This is a genomic window from Paenibacillus sp. DMB20 (genome assembly GCF_000987955.1).
In the GTDB taxonomy this organism is placed as follows: Bacteria; Bacillota; Bacilli; order Paenibacillales; family Paenibacillaceae; genus Paenibacillus_AQ.
In genome coordinates, this window is record NZ_LAZU01000041.1 from 72,749 (window position 1) to 94,085 (window position 21,337).

General features: G+C 44.2%; 21 protein-coding genes and 3 pseudogenes. 1 reads left to right on the plus strand and 23 read right to left on the minus strand.

Going from position 1 to position 21,337, the window contains the following annotated elements; translation table 11 throughout:
* Nucleotides 1-141: 141 nt before the first annotated feature.
* The 7 genes from XI25_RS24625 to XI25_RS24655 all read right to left on the minus strand — a co-directional run bounded on the left by XI25_RS24625 (nucleotide 142) and on the right by XI25_RS24655 (nucleotide 6,806).
* Nucleotides 142-1,038 carry an AraC family transcriptional regulator gene (locus XI25_RS24625; protein ID WP_046680684.1) on the minus strand — a complete coding sequence of 299 codons (897 nt, stop codon included), beginning with the start codon at nucleotides 1,036-1,038 and terminating at the stop codon, nucleotides 142-144.
* A gap of 515 nt (nucleotides 1,039-1,553) precedes the next feature.
* Entirely contained in the window at nucleotides 1,554-1,988 is a 435-nt protein-coding gene (locus XI25_RS24630) for a hypothetical protein (protein ID WP_235440307.1), read from the minus strand.
* Nucleotides 1,989-2,686: 698 nt separating this feature from the next.
* Complete coding sequence (locus XI25_RS24635; RefSeq protein WP_046680685.1) at nucleotides 2,687-3,211, minus strand: hypothetical protein; 525 nt, start codon at nucleotides 3,209-3,211, stop codon at nucleotides 2,687-2,689.
* Between the two features lie 86 nt (nucleotides 3,212-3,297).
* A complete protein-coding gene (gene murD, locus XI25_RS24640) occupies nucleotides 3,298-4,629 on the minus strand; it encodes a UDP-N-acetylmuramoyl-L-alanine--D-glutamate ligase (RefSeq protein WP_046680686.1) in 1,332 nt (443 codons plus the stop codon).
* A gap of 546 nt (nucleotides 4,630-5,175) precedes the next feature.
* Nucleotides 5,176-5,535 carry a hypothetical protein gene (locus XI25_RS24645; protein ID WP_046680687.1) on the minus strand — a complete coding sequence of 120 codons (360 nt, stop codon included), beginning with the start codon at nucleotides 5,533-5,535 and terminating at the stop codon, nucleotides 5,176-5,178.
* Nucleotides 5,536-5,927: 392 nt separating this feature from the next.
* Nucleotides 5,928-6,506 carry a dihydrofolate reductase family protein gene (locus XI25_RS24650; RefSeq protein ID WP_052759760.1) on the minus strand — a complete coding sequence of 193 codons (579 nt, stop codon included), beginning with the start codon at nucleotides 6,504-6,506 and terminating at the stop codon, nucleotides 5,928-5,930.
* The gene (locus tag XI25_RS24655; RefSeq protein WP_052759761.1) at nucleotides 6,507-6,806 is read right to left on the minus strand and encodes an SRPBCC family protein; all 300 of its coding nucleotides are present in this window, start codon (nucleotides 6,804-6,806) and stop codon (nucleotides 6,507-6,509) included. It lies immediately after the preceding gene.
* A 109-nt stretch (nucleotides 6,807-6,915) separates the two neighbouring features.
* On the opposite strand from XI25_RS24655, the gene XI25_RS24660 reads away from it, so the two are divergent.
* Nucleotides 6,916-7,197 carry an ArsR/SmtB family transcription factor gene (locus tag XI25_RS24660; protein WP_046680688.1) on the plus strand — a complete coding sequence of 94 codons (282 nt, stop codon included), beginning with the start codon at nucleotides 6,916-6,918 and terminating at the stop codon, nucleotides 7,195-7,197.
* A gap of 359 nt (nucleotides 7,198-7,556) precedes the next feature.
* On the opposite strand, the gene XI25_RS24665 is transcribed toward XI25_RS24660, so the two are convergent.
* The 16 genes and pseudogenes from XI25_RS24665 to XI25_RS24740 form a co-directional block, all read right to left on the minus strand.
* Nucleotides 7,557-8,012, minus strand: a complete 456-nt coding sequence (locus XI25_RS24665) for a DinB family protein (protein ID WP_046680689.1) — start codon at nucleotides 8,010-8,012, stop codon at nucleotides 7,557-7,559.
* Nucleotides 8,013-8,467: 455 nt separating this feature from the next.
* Nucleotides 8,468-9,226, minus strand: coding sequence for an ABC transporter permease (locus XI25_RS24670; RefSeq protein ID WP_046680690.1), 759 nt, complete (start codon nucleotides 9,224-9,226; stop codon nucleotides 8,468-8,470).
* Nucleotides 9,223-10,008, minus strand: a complete 786-nt coding sequence (locus XI25_RS24675) for an ABC transporter permease (RefSeq protein WP_046680691.1) — start codon at nucleotides 10,006-10,008, stop codon at nucleotides 9,223-9,225. The genes XI25_RS24670 and XI25_RS24675 overlap by 4 nt, the downstream gene beginning before the upstream one ends.
* Before the next feature lie 18 nt (nucleotides 10,009-10,026).
* Nucleotides 10,027-10,719, minus strand: coding sequence for an ABC transporter ATP-binding protein (locus XI25_RS24680; RefSeq protein WP_046680692.1), 693 nt, complete (start codon nucleotides 10,717-10,719; stop codon nucleotides 10,027-10,029).
* A 141-nt stretch (nucleotides 10,720-10,860) separates the two neighbouring features.
* The gene (locus tag XI25_RS24685; protein WP_235440309.1) at nucleotides 10,861-11,829 is read right to left on the minus strand and encodes a HAMP domain-containing sensor histidine kinase; all 969 of its coding nucleotides are present in this window, start codon (nucleotides 11,827-11,829) and stop codon (nucleotides 10,861-10,863) included.
* Nucleotides 11,826-12,504, minus strand: a pseudogene (locus XI25_RS24690) (response regulator transcription factor). The gene XI25_RS24685 and the pseudogene XI25_RS24690 overlap by 4 nt, the downstream one beginning before the upstream one ends.
* A gap of 597 nt (nucleotides 12,505-13,101) precedes the next feature.
* Nucleotides 13,102-13,920 carry a CPBP family glutamic-type intramembrane protease gene (locus tag XI25_RS24695; RefSeq protein WP_052759762.1) on the minus strand — a complete coding sequence of 273 codons (819 nt, stop codon included), beginning with the start codon at nucleotides 13,918-13,920 and terminating at the stop codon, nucleotides 13,102-13,104.
* A gap of 890 nt (nucleotides 13,921-14,810) precedes the next feature.
* Complete coding sequence (locus XI25_RS24700) at nucleotides 14,811-15,578, minus strand: ABC transporter permease (RefSeq protein ID WP_046680693.1); 768 nt, start codon at nucleotides 15,576-15,578, stop codon at nucleotides 14,811-14,813.
* Nucleotides 15,579-16,337, minus strand: a complete 759-nt coding sequence (locus tag XI25_RS24705; protein WP_046680694.1) for an ABC transporter ATP-binding protein — start codon at nucleotides 16,335-16,337, stop codon at nucleotides 15,579-15,581. It lies immediately after the preceding gene.
* A gap of 15 nt (nucleotides 16,338-16,352) precedes the next feature.
* Complete coding sequence (locus XI25_RS24710; RefSeq protein ID WP_046680695.1) at nucleotides 16,353-16,703, minus strand: DUF1048 domain-containing protein; 351 nt, start codon at nucleotides 16,701-16,703, stop codon at nucleotides 16,353-16,355.
* A 13-nt stretch (nucleotides 16,704-16,716) separates the two neighbouring features.
* Nucleotides 16,717-17,065: pseudogene (locus tag XI25_RS24715) on the minus strand (DUF1048 domain-containing protein).
* Nucleotides 17,062-17,371: pseudogene (locus XI25_RS24720) on the minus strand (PadR family transcriptional regulator). The pseudogenes XI25_RS24715 and XI25_RS24720 overlap by 4 nt, the downstream one beginning before the upstream one ends.
* 396 nt (nucleotides 17,372-17,767) lie before the next feature.
* A complete protein-coding gene (locus XI25_RS24725) occupies nucleotides 17,768-18,055 on the minus strand; it encodes a hypothetical protein (RefSeq protein ID WP_046680696.1) in 288 nt (95 codons plus the stop codon).
* 4 nt (nucleotides 18,056-18,059) lie between these two features.
* The gene (locus XI25_RS24730) at nucleotides 18,060-19,058 is read right to left on the minus strand and encodes a DMT family transporter (RefSeq protein ID WP_046680697.1); all 999 of its coding nucleotides are present in this window, start codon (nucleotides 19,056-19,058) and stop codon (nucleotides 18,060-18,062) included.
* Nucleotides 19,059-19,101: 43 nt separating this feature from the next.
* On the minus strand, nucleotides 19,102-20,046 hold the full coding sequence (locus XI25_RS24735; RefSeq protein ID WP_235440311.1) for a response regulator transcription factor: 945 nt from the start codon (nucleotides 20,044-20,046) through the stop codon (nucleotides 19,102-19,104).
* A gap of 7 nt (nucleotides 20,047-20,053) precedes the next feature.
* Entirely contained in the window at nucleotides 20,054-21,232 is a 1,179-nt protein-coding gene (locus tag XI25_RS24740; protein ID WP_046680698.1) for a histidine kinase, read from the minus strand.
* Between the last annotated feature and the right edge of the window lie 105 nt (nucleotides 21,233-21,337).

The following is a 21,337-nucleotide window of genomic DNA, read 5'->3' on the forward strand; positions in this document are numbered from 1 at the left end:
ATGTTTTGAAACAAGCGACAACTTCGAGGTTTCGTCAAGTATTTTTTTGTGTTCCGTTACTTCAATGATCCCTCATACCGAAACAAAGACGGTTTTTATCCCTCTATTGATGATCTCCAATGCTCTGTTTGTCTTCATCATTCAGGAGGTTTTTCGTACCGCGAACCACAACTCCACATAATTAAGGCCGTTTCTGCCTCCATAGACTTCGAATTCCATCCCATCGACCTGCTCGTACCCTGCTGTTGGAAGCCATTCTGAATAAAAGCGGTGGTATAACGACTCGATGGAATCATTAAATTGATCCCATGTAAACAGTTCTGATGGGAATATAGCCCACGTGTGTGAAGGGATCGTGATTTCCAAATATCCATCCGTTTTACTGGAATCGCTCTTAAATGAACACAGCATATACGGAAACGTATCATTTTCGGTTTTTCGATAGCTGCACACTGCATGCACTTTATACAAATCCTTACTCAGATAAACAGGCAATTCACCCGCATTGGAAGTAAGTCTCTCTACCTCGCCATTGGCATGGCATTGTTGCCATAATCCTCCCGGTGTAGTCTGTCCATCGCCATCTCCGCTCGTTTTAAACACTCCTTCAATGCCAAATACCTGGAAAGATTCCTTGGTTTCGATCCGATAATTCATCGCCTCAACCCCTTTGATTGAAATAAGAAAGGAAAGCCGTGGATATGCTTTTAACGCGACGCTTTCTTGACGAGCCGTAGTTGGATTGACACCATGCATCGATTGAAAAGCTCTTGCAAAAGAAACCGGTGAATCGTAACCGTACTTAATGGCAATATCAATCACTTTCATATCGCTATTCAACAAATCAATCGCTGCAAGAGTAAGCCGTCTGCGTCGTATATATTCCGCCAGTGTAACATCCGTAATGAAGGAGAACATTCTTTGAAACTGATAAGACGAACAGCAAGCTTGACTTGCTATCTCCGTCAGGTCGATTTCTCCGGATATATTCATTTCGATATAATCCAATGCCCGATTCATCCTCGTAAGCCAATCCATTTCTTTCCCTCCTCTCAATCGAAGTATAGAGTAACAGCGACTTTGTATCGCAACTTTTTTATGCACAAGTAAGTTGGTTTTTTTTTCATCTACATAATTCAGCAGGGACAGGATAAACTCCTTTATTAAACAAAACTTTAAACAAAACTTGCCCGTTAGTTGAACTCTTGTGTCCTCGACTCGGGACAAGAACTTGTACCGAGAAAACAAAAAAACCGCTAAAATAGCGACTTTCTATGGAACCATGTTCTTGTCCCTCGACAACATGACACACAGTTGATTTCACTCTAAGCTCTGCAGCAGCATACCACCCGTTAGCTTTAAAAGGCAGCTGATCGCGCTGACCAGCTGCCTTCTCTTCTTTATTTAACTAAGACAAATCCTATGTATTCAAAAAATCATCCATGGTATGACTTGACTTATTTTGACGTCTTCCATAGTTGGGGATACCATGTTCCATTCCTTCAAATGTAACAAACGTTATCACAGGCTAACTTTTATTTGAATCTAACTATTTACCTCTTTAACTCTAAATAATTCATATTATAATCTTCTCCTAAGAAATTCATCACTCCAGAAAATCCATTTAATTCCCACGCTCCATTTTTGTTTGGAGTAAAAATGTATTCTCTTTTCCAATCCTTTAACTTCTCATCATCACCAACATATTCTTCCTTAATGCTTAATCTAGTTTGATTAAAAAACTCATTCTCGAAGTAACTCTTATAAATGACCGCATTTGTTAGTGTTATTCCTTTATGAAAGACAGTTGGGTATAATGTGTTCTGTTGTACATACATATCTGACTCGGGATCAGAATCCGTATTATTGATAAATAATATGGATAGAATATCCTTAGCATGGACTCCAAACTCTTCGGTAAAAGATTTCTCTAATTCCTTATACTCCAGTTTTGACACCTTTTCTCTCAACGCTAAATCAATGATCATTTTTTTCTTTTTTTCTCAACCATTTCAATTGCAGTGTTTATGTCGAAATCAATTGTTTCTTCTTTTATCGGCTTTAATTGTTCTGATGATTGACAAGCCGATAAAAACAAAATAACCATAATAAGTAAAGATAAGTAGAATCTCCTCATAATTAGCCACTCTCCCCTACAATTACACCCTTTTATTATGTATGTAAATTATAGTTTTTACTAAGTTTGGGTGTGGTCGCGTAATTCTAAAATTATAATGTTCTCCGTAATCAGTCTTCCTCCTCTTTGTTCCACTAATCTGCCCGTTAGTTTAATAAGGTGCAATCGCACCTGACATTAGATAATCATCTAATCGTCCAAGTAATCAAGTTCTTGTCAATTTCGGCAAAGTATATAAGTGTCTTGTCATTGAGTTATGACAAGAACTTATATACTTAAAACAAAAAGACCGCAACTTATGCGGCTTTCAATGTCTATATATTCTTGTCGTTCGACAAAGGCGTCGTTCAGTTCATCCATCAACTTTATTATCTTTTCTCCATATATTAGGAATTTATAGCCTTCGGCATTTAAAGTCATGCCCCTCCAGTGACTTATGGATTTTTATGGTATAGTTATAGTTTCTTGTTTTCAAAACGAGGCTACCGATCGTCCCCTCGGCACCCTCGATTTCCTGATGTTGAGTTCTCGTTTCGCGTTAACTTAATCTTATGGATTATTACCTGCCCCAACCACAACTGAGAAAGTTCCTTTATCGTCGTGCTTCAAGATGACGATAAAGGTACCAGGCTTGGATTCGGGATCGAGAGTTTCAGCGAAATCATAATATCCTTTCAGCCGTTCAGCAAGGAGTTTGCTCTCATACTGAACGACATCTCGGCCCTCGTCAGCCGTATATTGCTTGACCTTGACAGCGTCACTTGGAATGACCGAGGAAGCCTCGAGTAATGCTTCCTCTGCAGACCGCCGTGGCGAATCCGTAGCTTCAAACGACAGGGTTACGTTGTTGGCCGTGTTCTTCTTCGTCACGTCATCTTCTGCATACATTACGAGAATTGTATTGTTCTGATAAGAGCTAATCCCAGCGTCTCCGTCATTCTCATCTGCTCCCCGAAACTGCTCGGTAGCCTCCTTGGTATCGCCAAGACCTCCTGCTTTGGTGATCAAGGGGTCTCCAGCTACGGCTTCTTCATCGGCTGGTTCTGGTGTGTTGTTGTTAGTGTAACGAATCAATTCAAACAGCTCCTCTTAAGAACCATCTTTGAAATGAAAATACATCAGAGCAATATCAGGTTTCACGGCAAACGCCTATGTCGAGTTTAATCCTTTCCCTTCAACCGGTGCAACGATCCTACCAGCTCTACAAAGTGATGCCCACGCTCTTCAAAGTTACGGTATTGGTCAAACGCAGTGCATGCAGGACTCAGTAGCACAGTGTCGCCCGGTGCGGCCAGCTTGTGCGCCTGCGCCACTGCCTCGGCCAGGCCTTCGCAGTGGACAATAGGCGGGCAACTCGGTACTCTGCGAGCCGCAGCCTCGATTTGACCGGCCGCTTCTCCTATCAACAGCAGCACCTTGACATGATCAGGCAGCAGCCTAGCCATCTCGTCAAACGGTACTTTCTTATCCCGACCTCCTGCGATCAGCAGGACTTTGCCCACATGCGCATGCAGCGTGGCTACGGTACGGGCAGGGCTGGAGCCGATTGAATTGTTGTAATATTGCACGCCGCCCACAGTTGCCACCCACTGATTTCGGTGCTCCACGCCGACGAAGTTGCGCACCGTCTCCAGGATTGCCTCATCTGACACGGTCCCCCTCACAGCTGTCATGGCAGCCATAACGTTTTCCACGTTATACCACCCCGGCAATCGAATGTCACTGATGGGTAATAGACCGTCGATTATGCCATCGTGGACAGTGTGCCCGCCAAAATACTTGGTTTTTCCTCGCCCCCGGAGTGCGGCGGTCGCCGGATTATCGCCGTTTAGGACGGCAAAGTCGTCAGCACTCTGAAAATCCAGCAGGCGACGCTTTGCGGCGGTATATTCATCCATATCGCGGTGCCAATCGAGGTGATTGGGCGAGAGGTTAGTAATCACCGCCACATGGGGAGAGCGCGTCAAGTCCATCAGTTGGAAGCTGGACAGTTCGACTGCGCACGCGTCTAGCGGCGACATCTCGCCCGCGCGCGTCAGCAGTGGCGTGCCAATGTTGCCACCCAGATGTACCGTACGCCCTCCGTCAGCCAGCATGTCTGCTATCAGCGACGTGGTGGTGGTCTTACCGTCCGAACCGGTCACGCCGAAAATGGGGCATGGACATAACGCAAAGAACTCCTCCATCTCACTGGTCACACGGCTACCGCCAGCGCGGGCCGAGTTCAGCGCAGGATGATCTGGACGCATGCCCGGAGTGCGGAACACCACGTCACCCCCAACGCGATCCAGATAATTCTCCCCCAGATGCAACCTGACGCCTAGATTGTCCCACTCCTCCCGGGGCAGGGCCGGATTGCGGTCGCGCACGGTGACGAGCGCCCTGGCCGAGCACAACATACGGATCAGCGGTGAATTGCTGACGCCGGCGCCGATGATGGTTACGTCCCGACCGGCCAGCGATTGGATATAGGTGTCGAAAGCAAAATTCATAAGCACCTCCGATTAGAAAATGTCATTAAATCAAATATACCACATATTGGAACTACCCTGCCCGTTGCTTATAAAGGTCCGATCGCACCAGACATTTATTCATATAATCGGGCAAGTATCCAAGTTCTTGTCATTTAGTTACGACAAGAACTTATATACTTAAAACAAATAATGCCGCATTTTATGCGGCTTTAAAAGTTTTCATGTTCTTGTCGTCCTACAGTTTTTGTCGGTCGGACTTTTCTTCCAGAAAATTTCGAACTAAATTTTTTGGCGATATTACTTTATTGTTTGAAATTCACTCTCAACATTCTAGATAACTGCCTTATTGCTTCTTTTGCTGATATGGCCTGCCATTCTCGAAACCGGGACGTAGTAATTGTCATCGGAGCTGACGCCAGCAACTCCCGAGAACCAGAATGTGCGTAACGCGAAACTACCTTAACTGCCCGTTAGCGCAACGCGGCTGCCGAACTAAGCTGGCCGCTGCGTTTTAGTTATTTATTTAACTATATTTCTCCGTTAATTGAATGAATGTTGATTATATCAATGTGTATAATTATCGTTCTTTGCTAAATCCAAGGCTACTGCAATTTTGATTTGATTTATTTTACTGAGTCCCTTCAAATAAAACTCAATTGGATACACGTCAACTATTGGCTCAATCGCTTCATCAGAACGATCCAATTCAATCTTAATCACTGTGTCAGTATCCACAAGAAAGCTTATTATATCCTCACCCTGTTCCGGTGTCCAAAATAAAATATGAGCTGTCTTCATTGCAGGAAAAGTCCTTCTAATAATGTCTAGAAATCTACGCATAGAAGAGTCATTGAATAAATAGTATTTTGAGTTTTTTAGTTCTTCTCGATATGCTTGCTCCGTAAGAGTCCCTCTAAGTTTCATCTTATCCTTCTTCCCCATGCCCTCAATTAAACTAACGTTTCCCGTTAGTTCAATAAATTATTGAAATTTCATTAGTGAGAGAGTGTTAGGACAACGCACAGGCCTTATCTTCACTGATGAATTGACATATGGTATCTGCATATAAATCCGGATCTTCGATTCGGGGAAAATGCGCACTATTATTAAACTCCACTAATCATCCCTTCTGGAATCAGTTGTCGATACACATCTTCTTGATCTTGACAGAACACCGTATCATATTTACCTTTAACCGACTAGAGAAGTTCCCTCATTTCCCTTAGTCCGTTCTTGTCAATTTCGGCCAAGTATATATGTTCTTGTCCTGTATCATGTTGACGATCATGACCATGAAAGGAAATTACGTTCCTTGGTCATTTTACGAACTTATAACGAAGTCTCATAGAACCGCTCGTTTCATAAAGTTGTGTACCAATGAGCTTCAGGTCGTTTCTTGCGGCAATGCTATCCAAGTATCTCTTACCGCTCCCGAGGATGACAGGGTGGATAATCATATTGATTTCGTCCAGGAGACCTGTATTCAATAGACTTTGCACAAGGCCAGCACTCCCCGGAACGATGATGCAGCCTTGGACGTCGCTTTTAAGTGCAGCTACACGTTCATTTAAATCACCGGTGAGAAGTGAAATCGAGTCGCCAAAGTCCCCCCATTGTACTTCCGTAAGCTCGCGATTTCGCGTGGCCACATATTTGGGAGTCTTATTCATGGCTTCGGCGAACTCTCCCTCCTGGTATGGCCAGTAGCTCGCAAGCCCTTCATAATTTACCCGCCCCATTAAAATGGCATCAGCTTTCTGGAACATAACCAGATTGTCGGTGGTAGAGTCTATAATTCCGGGCATTGCCCAGCTCACCATGTTATTATCGTCACCATATGGCCCTGTATAGACTCCATCCAACGTGCAGCTTACCGATGCAATAATTTTACCCATCTATATCTCCTCAATTCCTAATATGTATGAATTGAATTCGAGCCGCTCCATCGGCACGATTTTCTTATACACCCCCGCTGAGTATGACTCGATACCGCCCTGAGTAATCGGAGTGCGCATGCAGAACACGTATTTTCCGCCTTCACGAAAATCAATCTCGCATCGAGGAGAGGTATAGTTCGTCGGCCCCCACCATTTCATGACAAGTGTTGGATCCGTCCAAGCCTTCCAAACTAGTTCCAACGGATAATCGTACTCGCGTGTAATGACAATATCTTGCTTCTTGGGATTAACATTCATCGGGCATTGCTCCTATTCCTTATTTTTTTTGGAACTTGGAGCGAACGATATATGCTGGCAGATATATTCTCAGCATTAGCTGATCCCACAAGGCGAAAAAATTGTAGAAATGCTGGCAGATAACGACGGGTACCCCGCATCAGACATTCATAACCAATTCCAGTTCAGCCCTCAATCCATTTCCCAGCATCTTAAAATTCTTCGAGAAGTCAATTTGGTGCACGTGGAGAAAAAAGCTCAACAGCGTATATATCGGATTAACACAGAGGCCTTGGTTGAATTGGAAGAATGGATAGGTAATATGAGACGGCGCTGGAGCAGCCGACTGGACGCACTGGATGCCGTGTTGAAAGCTGAAATGGAGACGGAGTTTCGTTATCATACTTATTAGTTTAACGTTTTCTGACAACCAATGGACTGCTAGAGAACCCTGATATCTCTCCCATTTCGGCTGAATTTGTGCAGCCAAAGTACTTTTGAAATGTATAGGAAGATAGGGATTAGCGAATCTGATTCTAATTACTGCTACAATTATCTTCTATCAGGTAGCATTGGAATTATACGGACTTGGGTTGAAAGTGAATTGGACGATGCCCGAAAAACAGTCGGTCGGTATGTGCTACGGCGAAGCTGGAACTCCGATCTGAAAGGGACGAAAATTTCCAAACTCAAATGCGGCCCTGCATTTTCCGTTTTTTTCCCGTGGTCCAATGCCAATTCCATTCCAAGTAATGATGATTATTAGCCCTGTTAGAGCCTCGCGAACGTAATGTAATCGACTTGGACAGGCTCTGCCGATTCGATCCGAAGTGCCCGGTTGATCTGTCCCCGGTGATATTGCCCATGTAAGAGGACCTGCAATATGATGTCCCGGACGGACGTTCGGAACGGAACCCCGCTCTGGTTCGCATAGTCGATCATCTCGTCCAACTCGGATTCTTCGAGCCCTTCGATATAGACGCGATATTGCTCGGCGTTTTCTTCGAACATCGTCCGGATCGCCGTCAGGTCTTCCGCTTCCTCCCACAACGAATATTGCGTACTGCCCTTGCCCTGCAATCGGGACAGCCAGACTCGTTCCGCGACCGCGACGTGCCGAACCAGCTTCAGAAGGTCCTTGTTCTTCGTCTCACTCTCCTCGAGCGCGTCCAAGATTCGTCCGTCCGCCCAGTACAGGTGGTCCATCATACACTTGATCGTCTTCATTTCGGTTTCCCCCTCTTCGTCTCATCGATTACTTGAACCTACTGTTATCCGTTAGTTTAATCATTTGAATGACGGATTGTCAAAAGCGACTTTAAATGGGACCTTGTTCTTGTCCCTCGACAACTTTTTTTTCTTTTGATTTATAAAATAAAACGGACACTCATATTGGTGTCCGTTCTTAGATGAAATACTTATTCATTGAATTGCTTAAAAAACATCTTTTATCCAAACATCATTGTTTGTTGCGATATATTTTTCTAGTTTAATGACCATATCAGCTAGTTCAGATTTAGTAAGTTTCATGTACCTTCTTTTCAATCAATCTAAATCACGATCGACCTTTATATTTTTTAAATATTACAAGAGCATCGTCTGAAATATCAGTTGAAGTCATTTTCTTTGAATAGGTTTGTTCTCTTAACTCAAAAGTTCTTCGCTTTCGCTCTTCATAAATCTTAGGCATCTCGTTTACGGTAAAATACAATAGCTGTTGCAATAAAGATCAGCGTCCATAACATTGAAATACCTGTCCCTTGCATTGGTGTAAGGACATTTATTTCATCAGAGGAAGGCGGCATATACATATAATTTCCTGCCGTATCCGGAAAATATTTTTTAATACTAGGTAGAAAATCTCTCGTCAATGGACTGACAATGTAATAATAACCAAGCAGTACCACTAAAGCAGGAGTGGTTCGTCTTAGTAAACCACCTATAGCTGCACTGAGAAGTGTGGTTAATGTTAGATAGCCTGTTGCACCTACTAATGTTTTTATCATTGTGTCTATTTCAATCACTGCTGCTGCGTCTCTCATCATAATAAAAGTACATAGCACACCTGATGCAGCAATAATAAAAGCCACAGGAATGGTTATAATTGCCAATGCCAAATGCTTCATGGATATTTGAAACCCACGCCAAGGTATCGCAGTTAAAGTAGTTCGAATCTGTCCACCAGTATACTCCGAACAAGTAGCTAAGATACCAAGAATAATGAACCCTGCTTGAAGATATCCCATAGAAGCAAGTCCTATATTCAGTATACTTTGCGTTCCTGCTGCTCCTTGTAGACCAACAGAAGTAAAAGCTGCGGCTAAAACTAAATTAAGAATGAATGTACCCATAAGAGTGAGCCATATCAATGGCAATGTAACTAATTTATCCAGTTCAGCACCAAGGATTTGTGCTATCTTTCTACCAGAAGAGACACTCATGATGCAACGTCCCTCCTATGGAATATAATAACTGCAACAATGAAAATAACGGCTAACCATGCAAACATGACTAAACCGCCTGTAAAGGGGGTGTGAAATCTGTCGAATAAACTGCCTGTGGACGGGGTGTGAAATCTGTCGTTCGTAAACATAAACATCTCAATGCCAGCCCTATCCGGTAAGTAAAACGCCAACTTTGTAACCTTAGAAAGCAGGACACTAAATGATACAATAGATGAATTTATCATGAGCACAGCAAGCGGGATAATGCCATTCTTTGTTAGAACAGTAATCCCAAATGCTAAAAGAGCAGTAAATGTCCAGTAACAAACCACGCCGATAAGTCTAGATGCTTCAAATGCAGGGGCGTATTCACCAAGAATAAGATGCGTTGCTGACACAGTCGTCATCATAGCAACAATACAAAGCAGTATGCTGCTCACGGTCACAGCGCCTGCTTTTGCCACTAAAAAATGAAGCCTTGATGAAACAACAGTTAAACTTGTTGTAATCTGTCGTCCTCCACCAGATTCACTGCTCTCTGTCAAATACTCACTGCTGACAGCAAGCACACCAAGAATAATGACACCTTGCACACCAAAACCTAATCCGGAATAGCCAACTTCCGATAGCCGTGTGCTAACTCCAGCTATAATCTCCTCTTTTTCTACCATACTGTCCAAGGCAGCAATGACCGCTGGGGCAAATGCTCCAATAAGAAAGGCAAGCCAAATGCCCGGCAGGGAGAACAATTTAGATAGTTCCGCGTTGAATACTCTCATACAACATTACCTGCATTTTCAGATGTCAGGGCGAAAAAAGGCTTTCTCCAACGTGGAATGGTTACCTATTACTTCTTCCAATGTTCCATCTGCAACGACTTTTCCGTGATTAATAATCACCACATCATCAACCGTCTCTGCAAGCTCTCCCATTAGATGACTGGATAGCAACACCGTGTTACCAGACGCAGCACGTTCACGTAAAAATGTCCGAATAAAGCGAATTCCTTGTGGGTCGAGCCCGTTAACGGGTTCATCTAAAACCAATATTTTTGGATCACCAAGAAGTGCAGCTGCCATTCCGAGTCTTCTCCCCATGCCAAGGGAATAATTCCCGACCCTTTTCCCGGCTGCATTAGTAAGACCTACTATTTTCAGAACTTCCTCGACACGTGAGCGAGGCAATCCTGCGGCACGAGCAATCCAACGCAAATGTGCCCGTCCTGTTCGCATACGATGAGCTCCAAATCCATCAAGTGCAGCACCTACTGTTGCTAGAGGATTATGTAATTCTGCGAATGGCTTTCCATTAATTAGTGCACTGCCTGAGGTGGCTCGATCTAATCCAAGCAGGATGCGAAGCGTAGAACTTTTACCTGCCCCATTTGGACCTAAAAAACCAGTTACTCTGCCTGGTCTAGCTTTAAAACTGATACCTGATAAGACTTCTTGAGTTCCGCGATGTTTGACTAAGTTATTAATTGTAAGCAACCATAACACTTCCTTTCTGTTATGGTTCTCATTATAAAGAAGCAAAGTTACATCTCGGTTATCATGCTGTTTACTTCTGAGTTAACTTTAGGTTAAGCTTTACTAATAGCTACTCTTGTTCCATTTTCATTTGATGTAAAGTCAGCTTTCAGCTTCATTTTTTTTCAACATATAATTTGAAGTCGATAAACCAATCCCCGCCCCACGCTCATAAGAAGAGTTATCCATACCTGGACCTCTGTCTGCAACAATGATCTGTTCTTTTTCTACATCAACCACAATGTTTGCATATTTCCCCTCTGCTGCATGGCGAAGAATATTCTGAAATAAATTATCCAGAACCCGTGTCATCCATTTAGGATCTGCTTTCCAATAAAAAGTCTCCTCTGTCGGTAAATCAACATCGAGCTGAATTTCTTTTTCTTCAAATACAGGATACCACGCAGCAACAGATGCTCTTACTAAACGCACAATATCTGTTGAAGTGGGATGAAAAGGATGTTTCCCTGATGTAAGCAATGTATAGGAAAGTAAATCATCCATTAGATCTCCTACTCTTGTAATCGTATGGTTCATCTCTGTTAATGAGTTTTGTCCTTCTATACTCAATGGTTCCTTATTTAATCTGGTGATATGTCCTCTCAAAATGGTAAGTGGCGTTCGTAAGTCGTGAGATATATTCGCAATGAGACGATGTCGTAATAATTCCTCTTCATATTCTCGTTTGCGACTGTCTTCAAGCTGCTGAATCATCCAATTAAAAGAACTTCCTAACTGGTCTATTTCATCCATACGATCCGATTGAACAGATATTGGTTTAGGAAATGAATTATTATTAGCTGAAAATGACATGACTTCCTGTAAGCGGGTGAGTCGTTTACGAAGTCTCACGAAGAAAAGCCAAGACATTACAACAAATGCGACAATAATAAAACCAAATAAAAGTAGTGTAACGTAAAATTGATTTAACGTATTGATATTCAGATCTTCTTCATTGATAGAAACCCCAAAAGAACGCAGAGAAGAAAATAAGCACAATTGGAGGAAAAAAAGATAAATAGAAAATGTCCTTTTAAAAAAATGACGAAATAATGGTCTAGTCTGTTTCATAGTTTCACCCGATAGCCTATTCCCTTCAACGTTTCAATAATCTCTGGGGAATCTGGATTACGTTCCAACTTTTGACGCAGTCGACGGATATGCACCATTAATGTTTTATCACCAGTTATATAAGCTTCTTCCCAAATGGCTTCATAAATTTGTTCTTTTGGTAAAACTTGATTAGGGTGGCGTAAGAAATACATTAAAATTTGATGTTGTTTCCCTGTCAATATAATTTCTTCTCCAGTGCGTTTGTCAAATACCATTTGGGCTTCTGGGTCTACTTCAATATGATTTCTTAATGAAATGCGTTCGGATTGTGTTCCACCACTTCGACGTATTAATACTTCTAATCTTGCAACTAATTCATCCGTATGGAATGGTTTCGTTAAATAGTCATCAGCAAATTGTAAACCATCTACCTTATCATTTATCGATGTTCGAGCAGATAACAGCAAAATAGGAACAGCAGGAGCTGCCTTTTTTTAATCGTTTTCCCACAGTAAATCCGTCTAAACCGGGTAACATGATATCCAAAATAACGATTTCATGCTGATTTACTTCATTTTCGGCTCCTTCACCAGAAAGCAGCCACTGAACTGAAAATCCTCGCTGTTCCAATTCTTCTTTTACCCAACTGCCTATTTTCTCATTATCTTCAATATATAATACGCTTCTTTTCAAGTAACATCCCTCTCTCTAAATTGAGTTCACTATTAGATAGATTAACACAATCTAAAAAATGGTTTCAGAAAAACCGCGCGGGGCGCAGTTTCTTAAATCTTGCATAGATCCGCGTTCAAACTGATACGTGAACTCAACTGGCCCCTTCTACCGAAACGGCGGAATCCTGTTACGCATCATTCCGACAGAAGTGTGACCTACCTTGCTCCTATGGTCCGCATGATGTAAATACAAGCTCCTGCGAGCTTTTCCTTTGCCGCTACTTATGATGCGGTTCTCCGCACTGACTTTAGCCGCAAGTTTTTAGACCATTCCTGCCGGATCGTCTCGTCTAGCCCCATCGCTCCAATATTTCTTTATAATATAACGCATCGCTTCCGAAGACATGCCGTACACACGAGGCGACTGGCCATCCTCCGGGGTGATGTATTCCTAATGTTTCCCGGCAAGTTGTTCGTCGCCACGGAGTAATAATGAAGCATACTCGATGATTCGCTGGGCAGCTTTCGAGAGGCATCCGAATCCGGGGCTTCGTGCATATGGAGATGAATGTCTCTAAGAATATCAGCCCATTCCATCTCGACAGGCCCGTCTTGTTTACTGTTTTCGTATTACTCGACTCATCCGTTGCCGCAAATGGAATAACCCTGCGACGAAAATCCCACCCAGAATAACCATCCCAAATAAGATGAAAAGGTTACCTATCTCCTCGTATCGTTCAGTGTATGTGACCAAATGAGGGACATTCTGAGCGACAACGAATCTTGAAATTTCCAAGTAACCTAGATGAAATCCTATGGAAGTCCATAAGGAACCGGTAATGTTGCGCAGCAATTGTAACACTGTTCCGAAAGCAAACAGTAAGATGACATAGTCTGTGTTAATGTCAACTCCGGGCTCCATACCCGCCATTTGTTGTAAGAAATTTACTGTGACAGGCACACCTATGAACAGAAGGACTTGCCCAACATAAGCACCGACATAATGGAACTTAGTTCGCAATCCACTATAGACCAAGCCACGCATGGTCAACTCCTCAGGCAATGCTTCATACAAAAATGCCATGCCTGTATTGACAGCTACCGCAGTTACAAATTGAAATGAAAAATGCCATTCCACGATGTCGATCCATTCGAATTGAATAGCCAATAAAAAACCGCAAGCAGCTAGAACTACAGGAAAGCCAGCTCCAATCAACAGCTGAACCATAGCGGCTTTGGTCAACGGAAGCAACTTGTCAATCGGGTACCGTCTTCGGATCCAATTTACTGCTGCAATAACAATTAAAGAGACAAGAACGCATTTGGTCATGGCTGCGGTCCAATCCGGACCCCCTACTTCCTCTATGAGATGTCCAGTCCATGTCGCCGTAAACAACCCAATAACCATGGATACCCAACCCAGCAATGCAACCAAGAACCCTTTCCTAAGATGCGAGACGTTTTTCGACCTTCTTTATTATTATATTCCTCATGAATTACGATCCCTCCTTCTCAAATCATAAACCCTTCGGTATAGGTCAGGGTCAAGATGTGAAGGAGGGATTCTTTAACCGTAGGACTTAACGCTTTTACAGTTCATGTTTCGGTTATTTGTGATACGGTTTAGCGCGAATGATCATAAACTATACTGACCGCTAGCTTAACGAAAAACAGCCGGTCACAGTGGCAGGCTGCCTTCTTGTCTTTATTGAGCAATCGTTTCTATAAGTATTTTGTATAAGAATTTTGGTCCAAACATCGTTCAAGCACACCAGAAAGGAATTGTTTTTATGAAAACAATCGAGATCGTGAAAGAAAATTTGTTGTTTATTCTTGGACTTGGCGCATTAGCTCTAGTGAGACCCATTTACCGTCATCCTTAGCGGCGTAGTCTCTCCACTTCTTGATGGAAAATTGCAAGGTCCATTAACTAATCCGGTTGCCCTTGTAAGTGTCTTTGCTTTAAATGCGATTTGGGGATTCATCGTTGGATTGATTGCCAAAGCACTTCGTCGTTAACGATAGATACAACCGTAGGTTGATATTTGCGCATCAGGAGCTGAAACGACACGAACTTGGCAGATTGTCCGAGATAGAAATAAACCGGCTGCATGTTTGCAGCCGGTTTATGTTGATTCGAGTCCAATAATATAGAAGAAAGGCCGTACTTGGCACCTTCCTCGACTCATCTAAATGTATCGCGATTCCTTTATATCCCAGAAGTGCCAAGTCGCTATTGCAATTATAACATTTCCCAATCGAAAAAAGGGAGCAAACTACTATAACTATTCGGCCCGATAAAAGGAGTAATGGAACATCACTTCACTAAGCTGCATTCCGTTTGTATGCGCGCACCGCAAATAGATATGCGACGATCATTATCCCTAAGCACCACGCTAAAGCGACCCAGATATCATTGCCTACCGGTTGACTTGATAATAGTGCACGGATGGTCTCTACGATAGACGTCACCGGCTGGTTTTCGGCAAAGGCGCGTACGACTGACGGCATCGTTTCGGTAGGCACAAAGGCAGAACTGATGAATGGCAGGAAGATCAACGGATAGGAAAAGGCGCTTGCTCCTTCCACCGTTTTTGCGGATAGTCCGGCAATGGCCGCGACCCAAGTCAAAGCCAGCGTAAACAGCACGAGTATACCTGCTACGGCAAACCAAGACAGTACGCCTGCCGACGAGCGAAAGCCCATAATGTGCGCTACGAGAATGATGACGACAATAGAAATGATGTTGGATACCACCGAGGTCAGCACGTGCCCCCAAAGCACGGTGGAACGCGCAATCGGCATGGAGTGGAACCGCTCAATGATGCCCCGTTGCTTATCCAAAAACAGGCGGTAAGCCACGTAGGCCACCCCGCTGGCAATCGCCATAAGCAGTATACCAGGCAACAGGAAGTTCACATAATTATCCGTACCGGTTTCGATTGCGCCGCCAAACACATAGACGAACAGCAGCATCATTGCAATCGGAGTGATGCAGACGGTGAAGATGGTGTCCATACTGCGGAAAATATGGCGCATGGAACGTCCAAGCATTACGCTCATGTCGCTGAAAAAGTGGTTTTTTGCCTCCATTTACATGGCCTCCTTTTTACCGATGATTGCGAGGAATACTTCCTCCAATGTCGGCTGTTTTTCAACATACTCTACCTTAGCTTTCGGGAACAGCTGTTTCAGCTCCGCGAGCGTGCCGCTGGCGATAATCCTGCCCTCGTGCAGAATGGAAATTCGGTTGGCAAGCTGCTCAGCTTCCTCTAAATACTGCGTGGTCAGGAATACCGTCGTGCCGCCTTCGGCAAGCTCCTTTACAATCTTCCAAACCTCGATACGTGCCTCAGGGTCAAGCCCTGTGGTTGGCTCGTCAAGGAAAATGATCTGCGGTTTGCCCACGAGGCTCAAAGCGATGTCGAGCCTGCGGCGCATACCACCCGAATAAGTAGATGGCTTACGGTCGGCGGCATCAGTTAAACCGAAGCGTTTCAGCAAGTCGTCCGCAACTTGGCGCGGATGATCCAGATGCCGCAACTTGGCAATCATGATCAGATTTTCCCGTCCGGTCAATATCTCGTCCACGGCGGCAAATTGCCCGGTCAGACTGATCGCATGCCGCACATTCTCGGGTTTTGACGCGACGTCAAATCCGTTTACGGTGGCGGTGCCGCCGTCCTGTTTGAGCAGCGTGGTGAGGATTCTGACAATCGTCGTCTTACCCGCGCCGTTGGAGCCAAGCAGGGCGAATATCTCACCTCGCTTCACTTCAAAATCGACGCCCTTTAGGACTTCTGTATCCTTGAAGGACTTTCGCAGACCTCTCACTTCAATTGCTTTTTCCACCCCGATATCCCCCTTTTACTTTGTTTTATCCGTAACCTTTTTCATGGCCTTGTTAACTTCTTGGTCAACAGATTCTTGATAGATGTCAGCGAAAGTTTTTGAATCTTTGATTAGATCGTCGCAGAAAGCCGCTACGTCACTGCCAGTCACTTCGAGCACGCCTTTCCCCAGGGCCGCACCCTCTTCGAAAAGATCGATAATCCCCGAGAGCAAACCCGTCCCGTCGGTTAGCTGGACAGGGCCGACCTTAAAGAGATATTTTTGAATCTCTCTATAAACAATCTGATAATCTTGCGGGAGCGCTTTGACACGCGCCACGTGCGCTCGCCACTCCTTTTTGCCTTCGATGATATCTCGAATTCTCATTTTATCTTTCCTCCTATTTACCTAGTTTTTTAGCGATATTATTGTTGAGTTGCTCGCGCCACTTGTCCCGAAGAGACTTTGCCCCTTCTTCGCCGGCGAGCGCTGAACAGAAGCCTTTGATATCGTCGCCCAAAACCTCTTGGACACTCTGACCATCCGCCGCCGATTCTTCGAGTAGGCCAAGCACGCCGTCAAGAATTGGCATAAGGTTACGACCGGTGAAATCGGAGTACGTCCAAATATTTTCATTTATTTTTTCCCATGCTGCTTGATAATCGGCTGGCAGCTTTTTTGGCTCGTGATTCAAAAGCTTTCATTTCTTTAGTCATGTCGCTGCCGGTGATCTTTTCCCAAAAATTCATCGTTCTCTCTCCTTTAACTCGTTAATTTTTGATGATACGAACTCCCATTTTTCCCAGAACTTCCGCAGCTCTTCGCGGCCCGCGTCGTTGATCGCGAAAAAACTTCCGCGGCGGTCCCATGTCGGAGGGCTTCTTGGTGATCTCCACCAACTTGTTTTTTTCAAGCCGGATCAGGATGGTGTACACCGTTCCCTCCACAACATCTGAGAAGCCGAGGGCGTTTAGTCGACGCGTGATTTCGTAGCCGTAGGTTTCTTTGCGGCTTATAATTTCAAGGACACAGCCCTCAAGCACGCCTTTGAGCATTTCCGTTAGGTTTTCCAGCACAATCACCCCTTGCTATTCTGTATGACTGGTATCAAGTGTTACTTACTACTGCTATATAGTAACACGTAGTAGTTGGTCTGTCAATGGCATTTGCTCTGACACGGATTTTACATTTTCAACTATCCTGCCCGTTAGCTTAATGAATTAGAGCAGTGATAAGTAGTTAAATACTTATCCAATCGATAATCGGACCATCTTCTTGTCCTTTACGGCAATCGGTACAAGTTCTTGTCCTCGACTCGGGACAAGAACTTGTACCGATAAAACAAAAAAAGCCGCTAAAATAGCGACTTTTCAATGGGACTTAGGAGAATAATTTTCAATGGAATTAAAAGCAGTGTAACCCGGCCTTAGGCCGGGTGTATGAGATTGTTCTTATTTTTGCGTCCATTTTTTAGGCAAATATTTATTGATCGTATGGATTCCCTCATTGTTGATTGCATAGTACATACATAATTCCCCGTTAGCATCCAGCTCGTAATGGACCTCGTCAATCAGTCCGTTTGCCTGCAAGGACAGCATATGATCCAGAAAGTTTGCTCTTGTAAATTGACGTTCTCCACCGTATTCGCTTTTCAAAGCGTCCATTGCATCATCAATATTTGCTTGCTGCACAGTGGACATGAAAAGCAGCACCCGGGAGCGAATCGGCAACAATGGCATTTGCTTACGCCTCCTTCTTTTTGAACAGATCCATTGGATTCATTGAAACTAAAAGCGCTCCAAGTGTAATGATAATTGCACCGGCAATTATCGTTGGAGTCAACGCATTGCCGAGGAAGATAGCTGCAAAGACAACCCCCCATAGCACATAGGTAATGTTGAGCGACATTCCGACAGCAACGCCAACCATATTGTTGGCCATATACCAAGTCAGGAAAGAGATTGCCGTAAACAGGGCCGCAGCCGCGATAATGAGCATTGGCGATACGGAGCCAAGCGCGGAAGCAAAGAGATCCGTCGCGCTGAAGATAGGGATCAGTACGGCAATGTAAACGATTCCGGAAACGCCCTCGCGAATGGTAATGGCAATATTGGAATCCAGCATGGACATCCCGAAAGTGGCAAATACGCCTTCCAGTCCCCAGCCAAGTGCGGCCACCAGTGCAAAAATAATGCCTAGTGTGAAATTATCCACTCCACCTTCAGGCTTGACATAAGAAATGAGCGCCGCTCCGATAACACAGATGAACATGCCGACGGCCACGCGTTTATCAATCTTCTGCTTCAGGAACATTCGCGCGAAAATAGCACCAAACATCGGACAAAGCGCCGAAATCGGGATAGCCGCTGCTCCGGCCATATCAATCCCAACCAGATAGGCCCCGTTGGCGATCGGGCCGCCAAACACCGCGGCAATTGCGACCATCAACCCTGGTATGGTTACCAGACTGCGGCCGATTTCTTTGATCTTCCCATTCTTTAAGTTCCAGATCAGAAGCCAGATCGCCGCCAAAGCATCATTAATCGCCGATGCCACTATAGGCGCCGCAAACGCTCCTACGACCCCCAGAAAGGGATCCTTCATCATAGCCAAAGCAACAATAGTACTGTAAAGGCCGAACGTTAACCCGGAAATCAGTCCGTAAACGATTCCATTTCTTCGGAAACGACTGTTCATCTTTTGTTTCAGCATGCCGGCCGAAGCCACTGCTTCCTTCATCATCCATACACCTCTGTTAAGTAGATTTGTCTTTGTAGATGTATCTTCATTGTATAACAAAGCGGCTATTGCGCCTGTTACTAACCGTACCTCTTGTTGGACTTCCTAAATCACTTTTTTTCTTCAATCTGGTACTTTTTCGTACTTTTAGGACGACGTAGTAAAAATAAAAAAAACTCCCACCCGACACTTCGTCGGGGGAAGTTTCCTTGATTCTGTCTATAAAGGTTTTTTTTACACTCGAGCTAGAACGCTTTTTTTTGTATTCCTTCGGCGTCATATTCATTTGCTTGTAGAATACCCGGTTGAAATAAGACGGATCGGTAAAGCCGCATTCTGTGGAGATGCGATAGGCGGGATACCCGGTAGTCTCAAGAAGCTTGCAGGCATGTGCAATCTTGAGCTTGTTGACATAATCCGTATAAGTAACGCCGAGCTCCCTTTTGAATATGCGGCTAAAATATTGGGCATTCATGTACACATGACTCGCCACCATTTGCAGGGTCAGCTTATCTTTGTAATTTTGCTGAATATAATCGACGGCTTCTTGAATAAAGCGCTGACATTCTTGAGCCGATTCGATCTGATAAGTTTCGTTTGCTCCATTTTCTTCTGATTGAGCGGCCTTCTCCAGCCCCTTACGAATCATTTGCCGCAATTTTTCCGGCTTGACCGGCTTAAGCAGATATTCGTGTACCTGCAGACTGATTGCCGCCTGTGCATAGGAGAAATCCGAGCTGGCCGACAAAATCGTCACGCAGGCGTTAGGGAGAAAGCGGCGAATTTCCTGCAACGAGGATATTCCATCCATTTCAGGCAGCATGATATCCATAAAAATAATATCCGGCCGATATTGCTTGGCGAGCTTAATCGCTTGCATACCGGTATCGCAAATAAGAAGCTTATCTTCAGCACCTAGCATTTCCTGCGTGATGGATTGAAGAAATTCCTGTTCTATCGGTTCATCTTCAACAAACATAACTATGCTCATTGCATCATCACCTCGCATTTGGTTGGGTGGGGATGCGGATGTTAACCGTGCTCCCGCTGTAATCGGATTTCACGATCGATAACCCATACTCTTCTCCGAAATAACGCTTCAAACGGCTATCGGTACTCCGAAAGCCCACGCCGATCTTGCTGTCCGGCTGATGAATGAGCTTTAGTACCTCCGGCGAGAACCCGTTGCCGTTGTCTATAACAGAAATGGTGATATCATTTCTGTACTTTTCGGCAATCAGACGAACGATCCCCCCGTCCCGCTTAGGGGTTATTCCATGAATGACTGCATTTTCAACAATAGGCTGAATCACCAAATTAGGAATGCGATAAGCCTTTAATTCATTAGGAACAATGATTTCATACTGCAGACGATTTTTGAAACGCGCCTTTTGTATATACAAATACTTCTCAATGTTATCTATTTCGGATGCGATGGTATGAAGCTGATCATCCTGCTTCACATTGTATCGCAGCAAGTCGGACAGGCAATAGATCAATTCCTCCGTCGTATGGGAGTGTTCGAAATAGGCGATGCGGGCAATGGAATTCAAGGTATTGAACAGGAAATGTGGATTGATGACGAGAGACATATTTTTGGCTTCTAAGTCAATCACTTTCTTCTCCAGTATTTCTTTTTCCGCAGACAGACGATTGATAATCCCTGTGTTGTCCTGCGCGCTTTCGGCGATGTCGAGCGCAATATTCCTTGCGATATGATGGCAAAGCTGCTCGTGAATATCTGCTTTATCCTGGTCAATGGTTGGAAAAGCCGATATCGCCTTCGCGACAACCTCCAAATCCAGCCCCTTCATTTCGGCCAATTCCGCCGTATTAATCAGATACTTCTGAAATTCCCTCTCCTGGGAATACGCCTGCATCCCCGATATGAAGCCAACAACCTCATCTTTGATCATAATAGGCAGCAAAATATTCTCCAGGCCGTAACAGCAAACAAATCGCCCCTGTTCGCCGGTATTAAAGCGCTTCAAATAATCCGCGCAAGGTCGCGTAGGATTCTCCCAACAAATATGCCTGCAGAAATCAGGGGACGGATTGAACTCCAGCAACACGTCTCCATTGTTATCGTGCAGCAGCAGCGAGAACTTGGAAAGAGACAGGATGCCGCTGTATCGTGCGTATACTTTGGTTGCGATCGGACTATTGGTTTTCAGCATAATCTCGTTGCACCCTTTCACCGAAAATGAACGGGAAAATAGACGTTGCATGCTAAATTTTTCACAATATATTATCTTTATTATAGCAATTTTCAACCTGTTTGG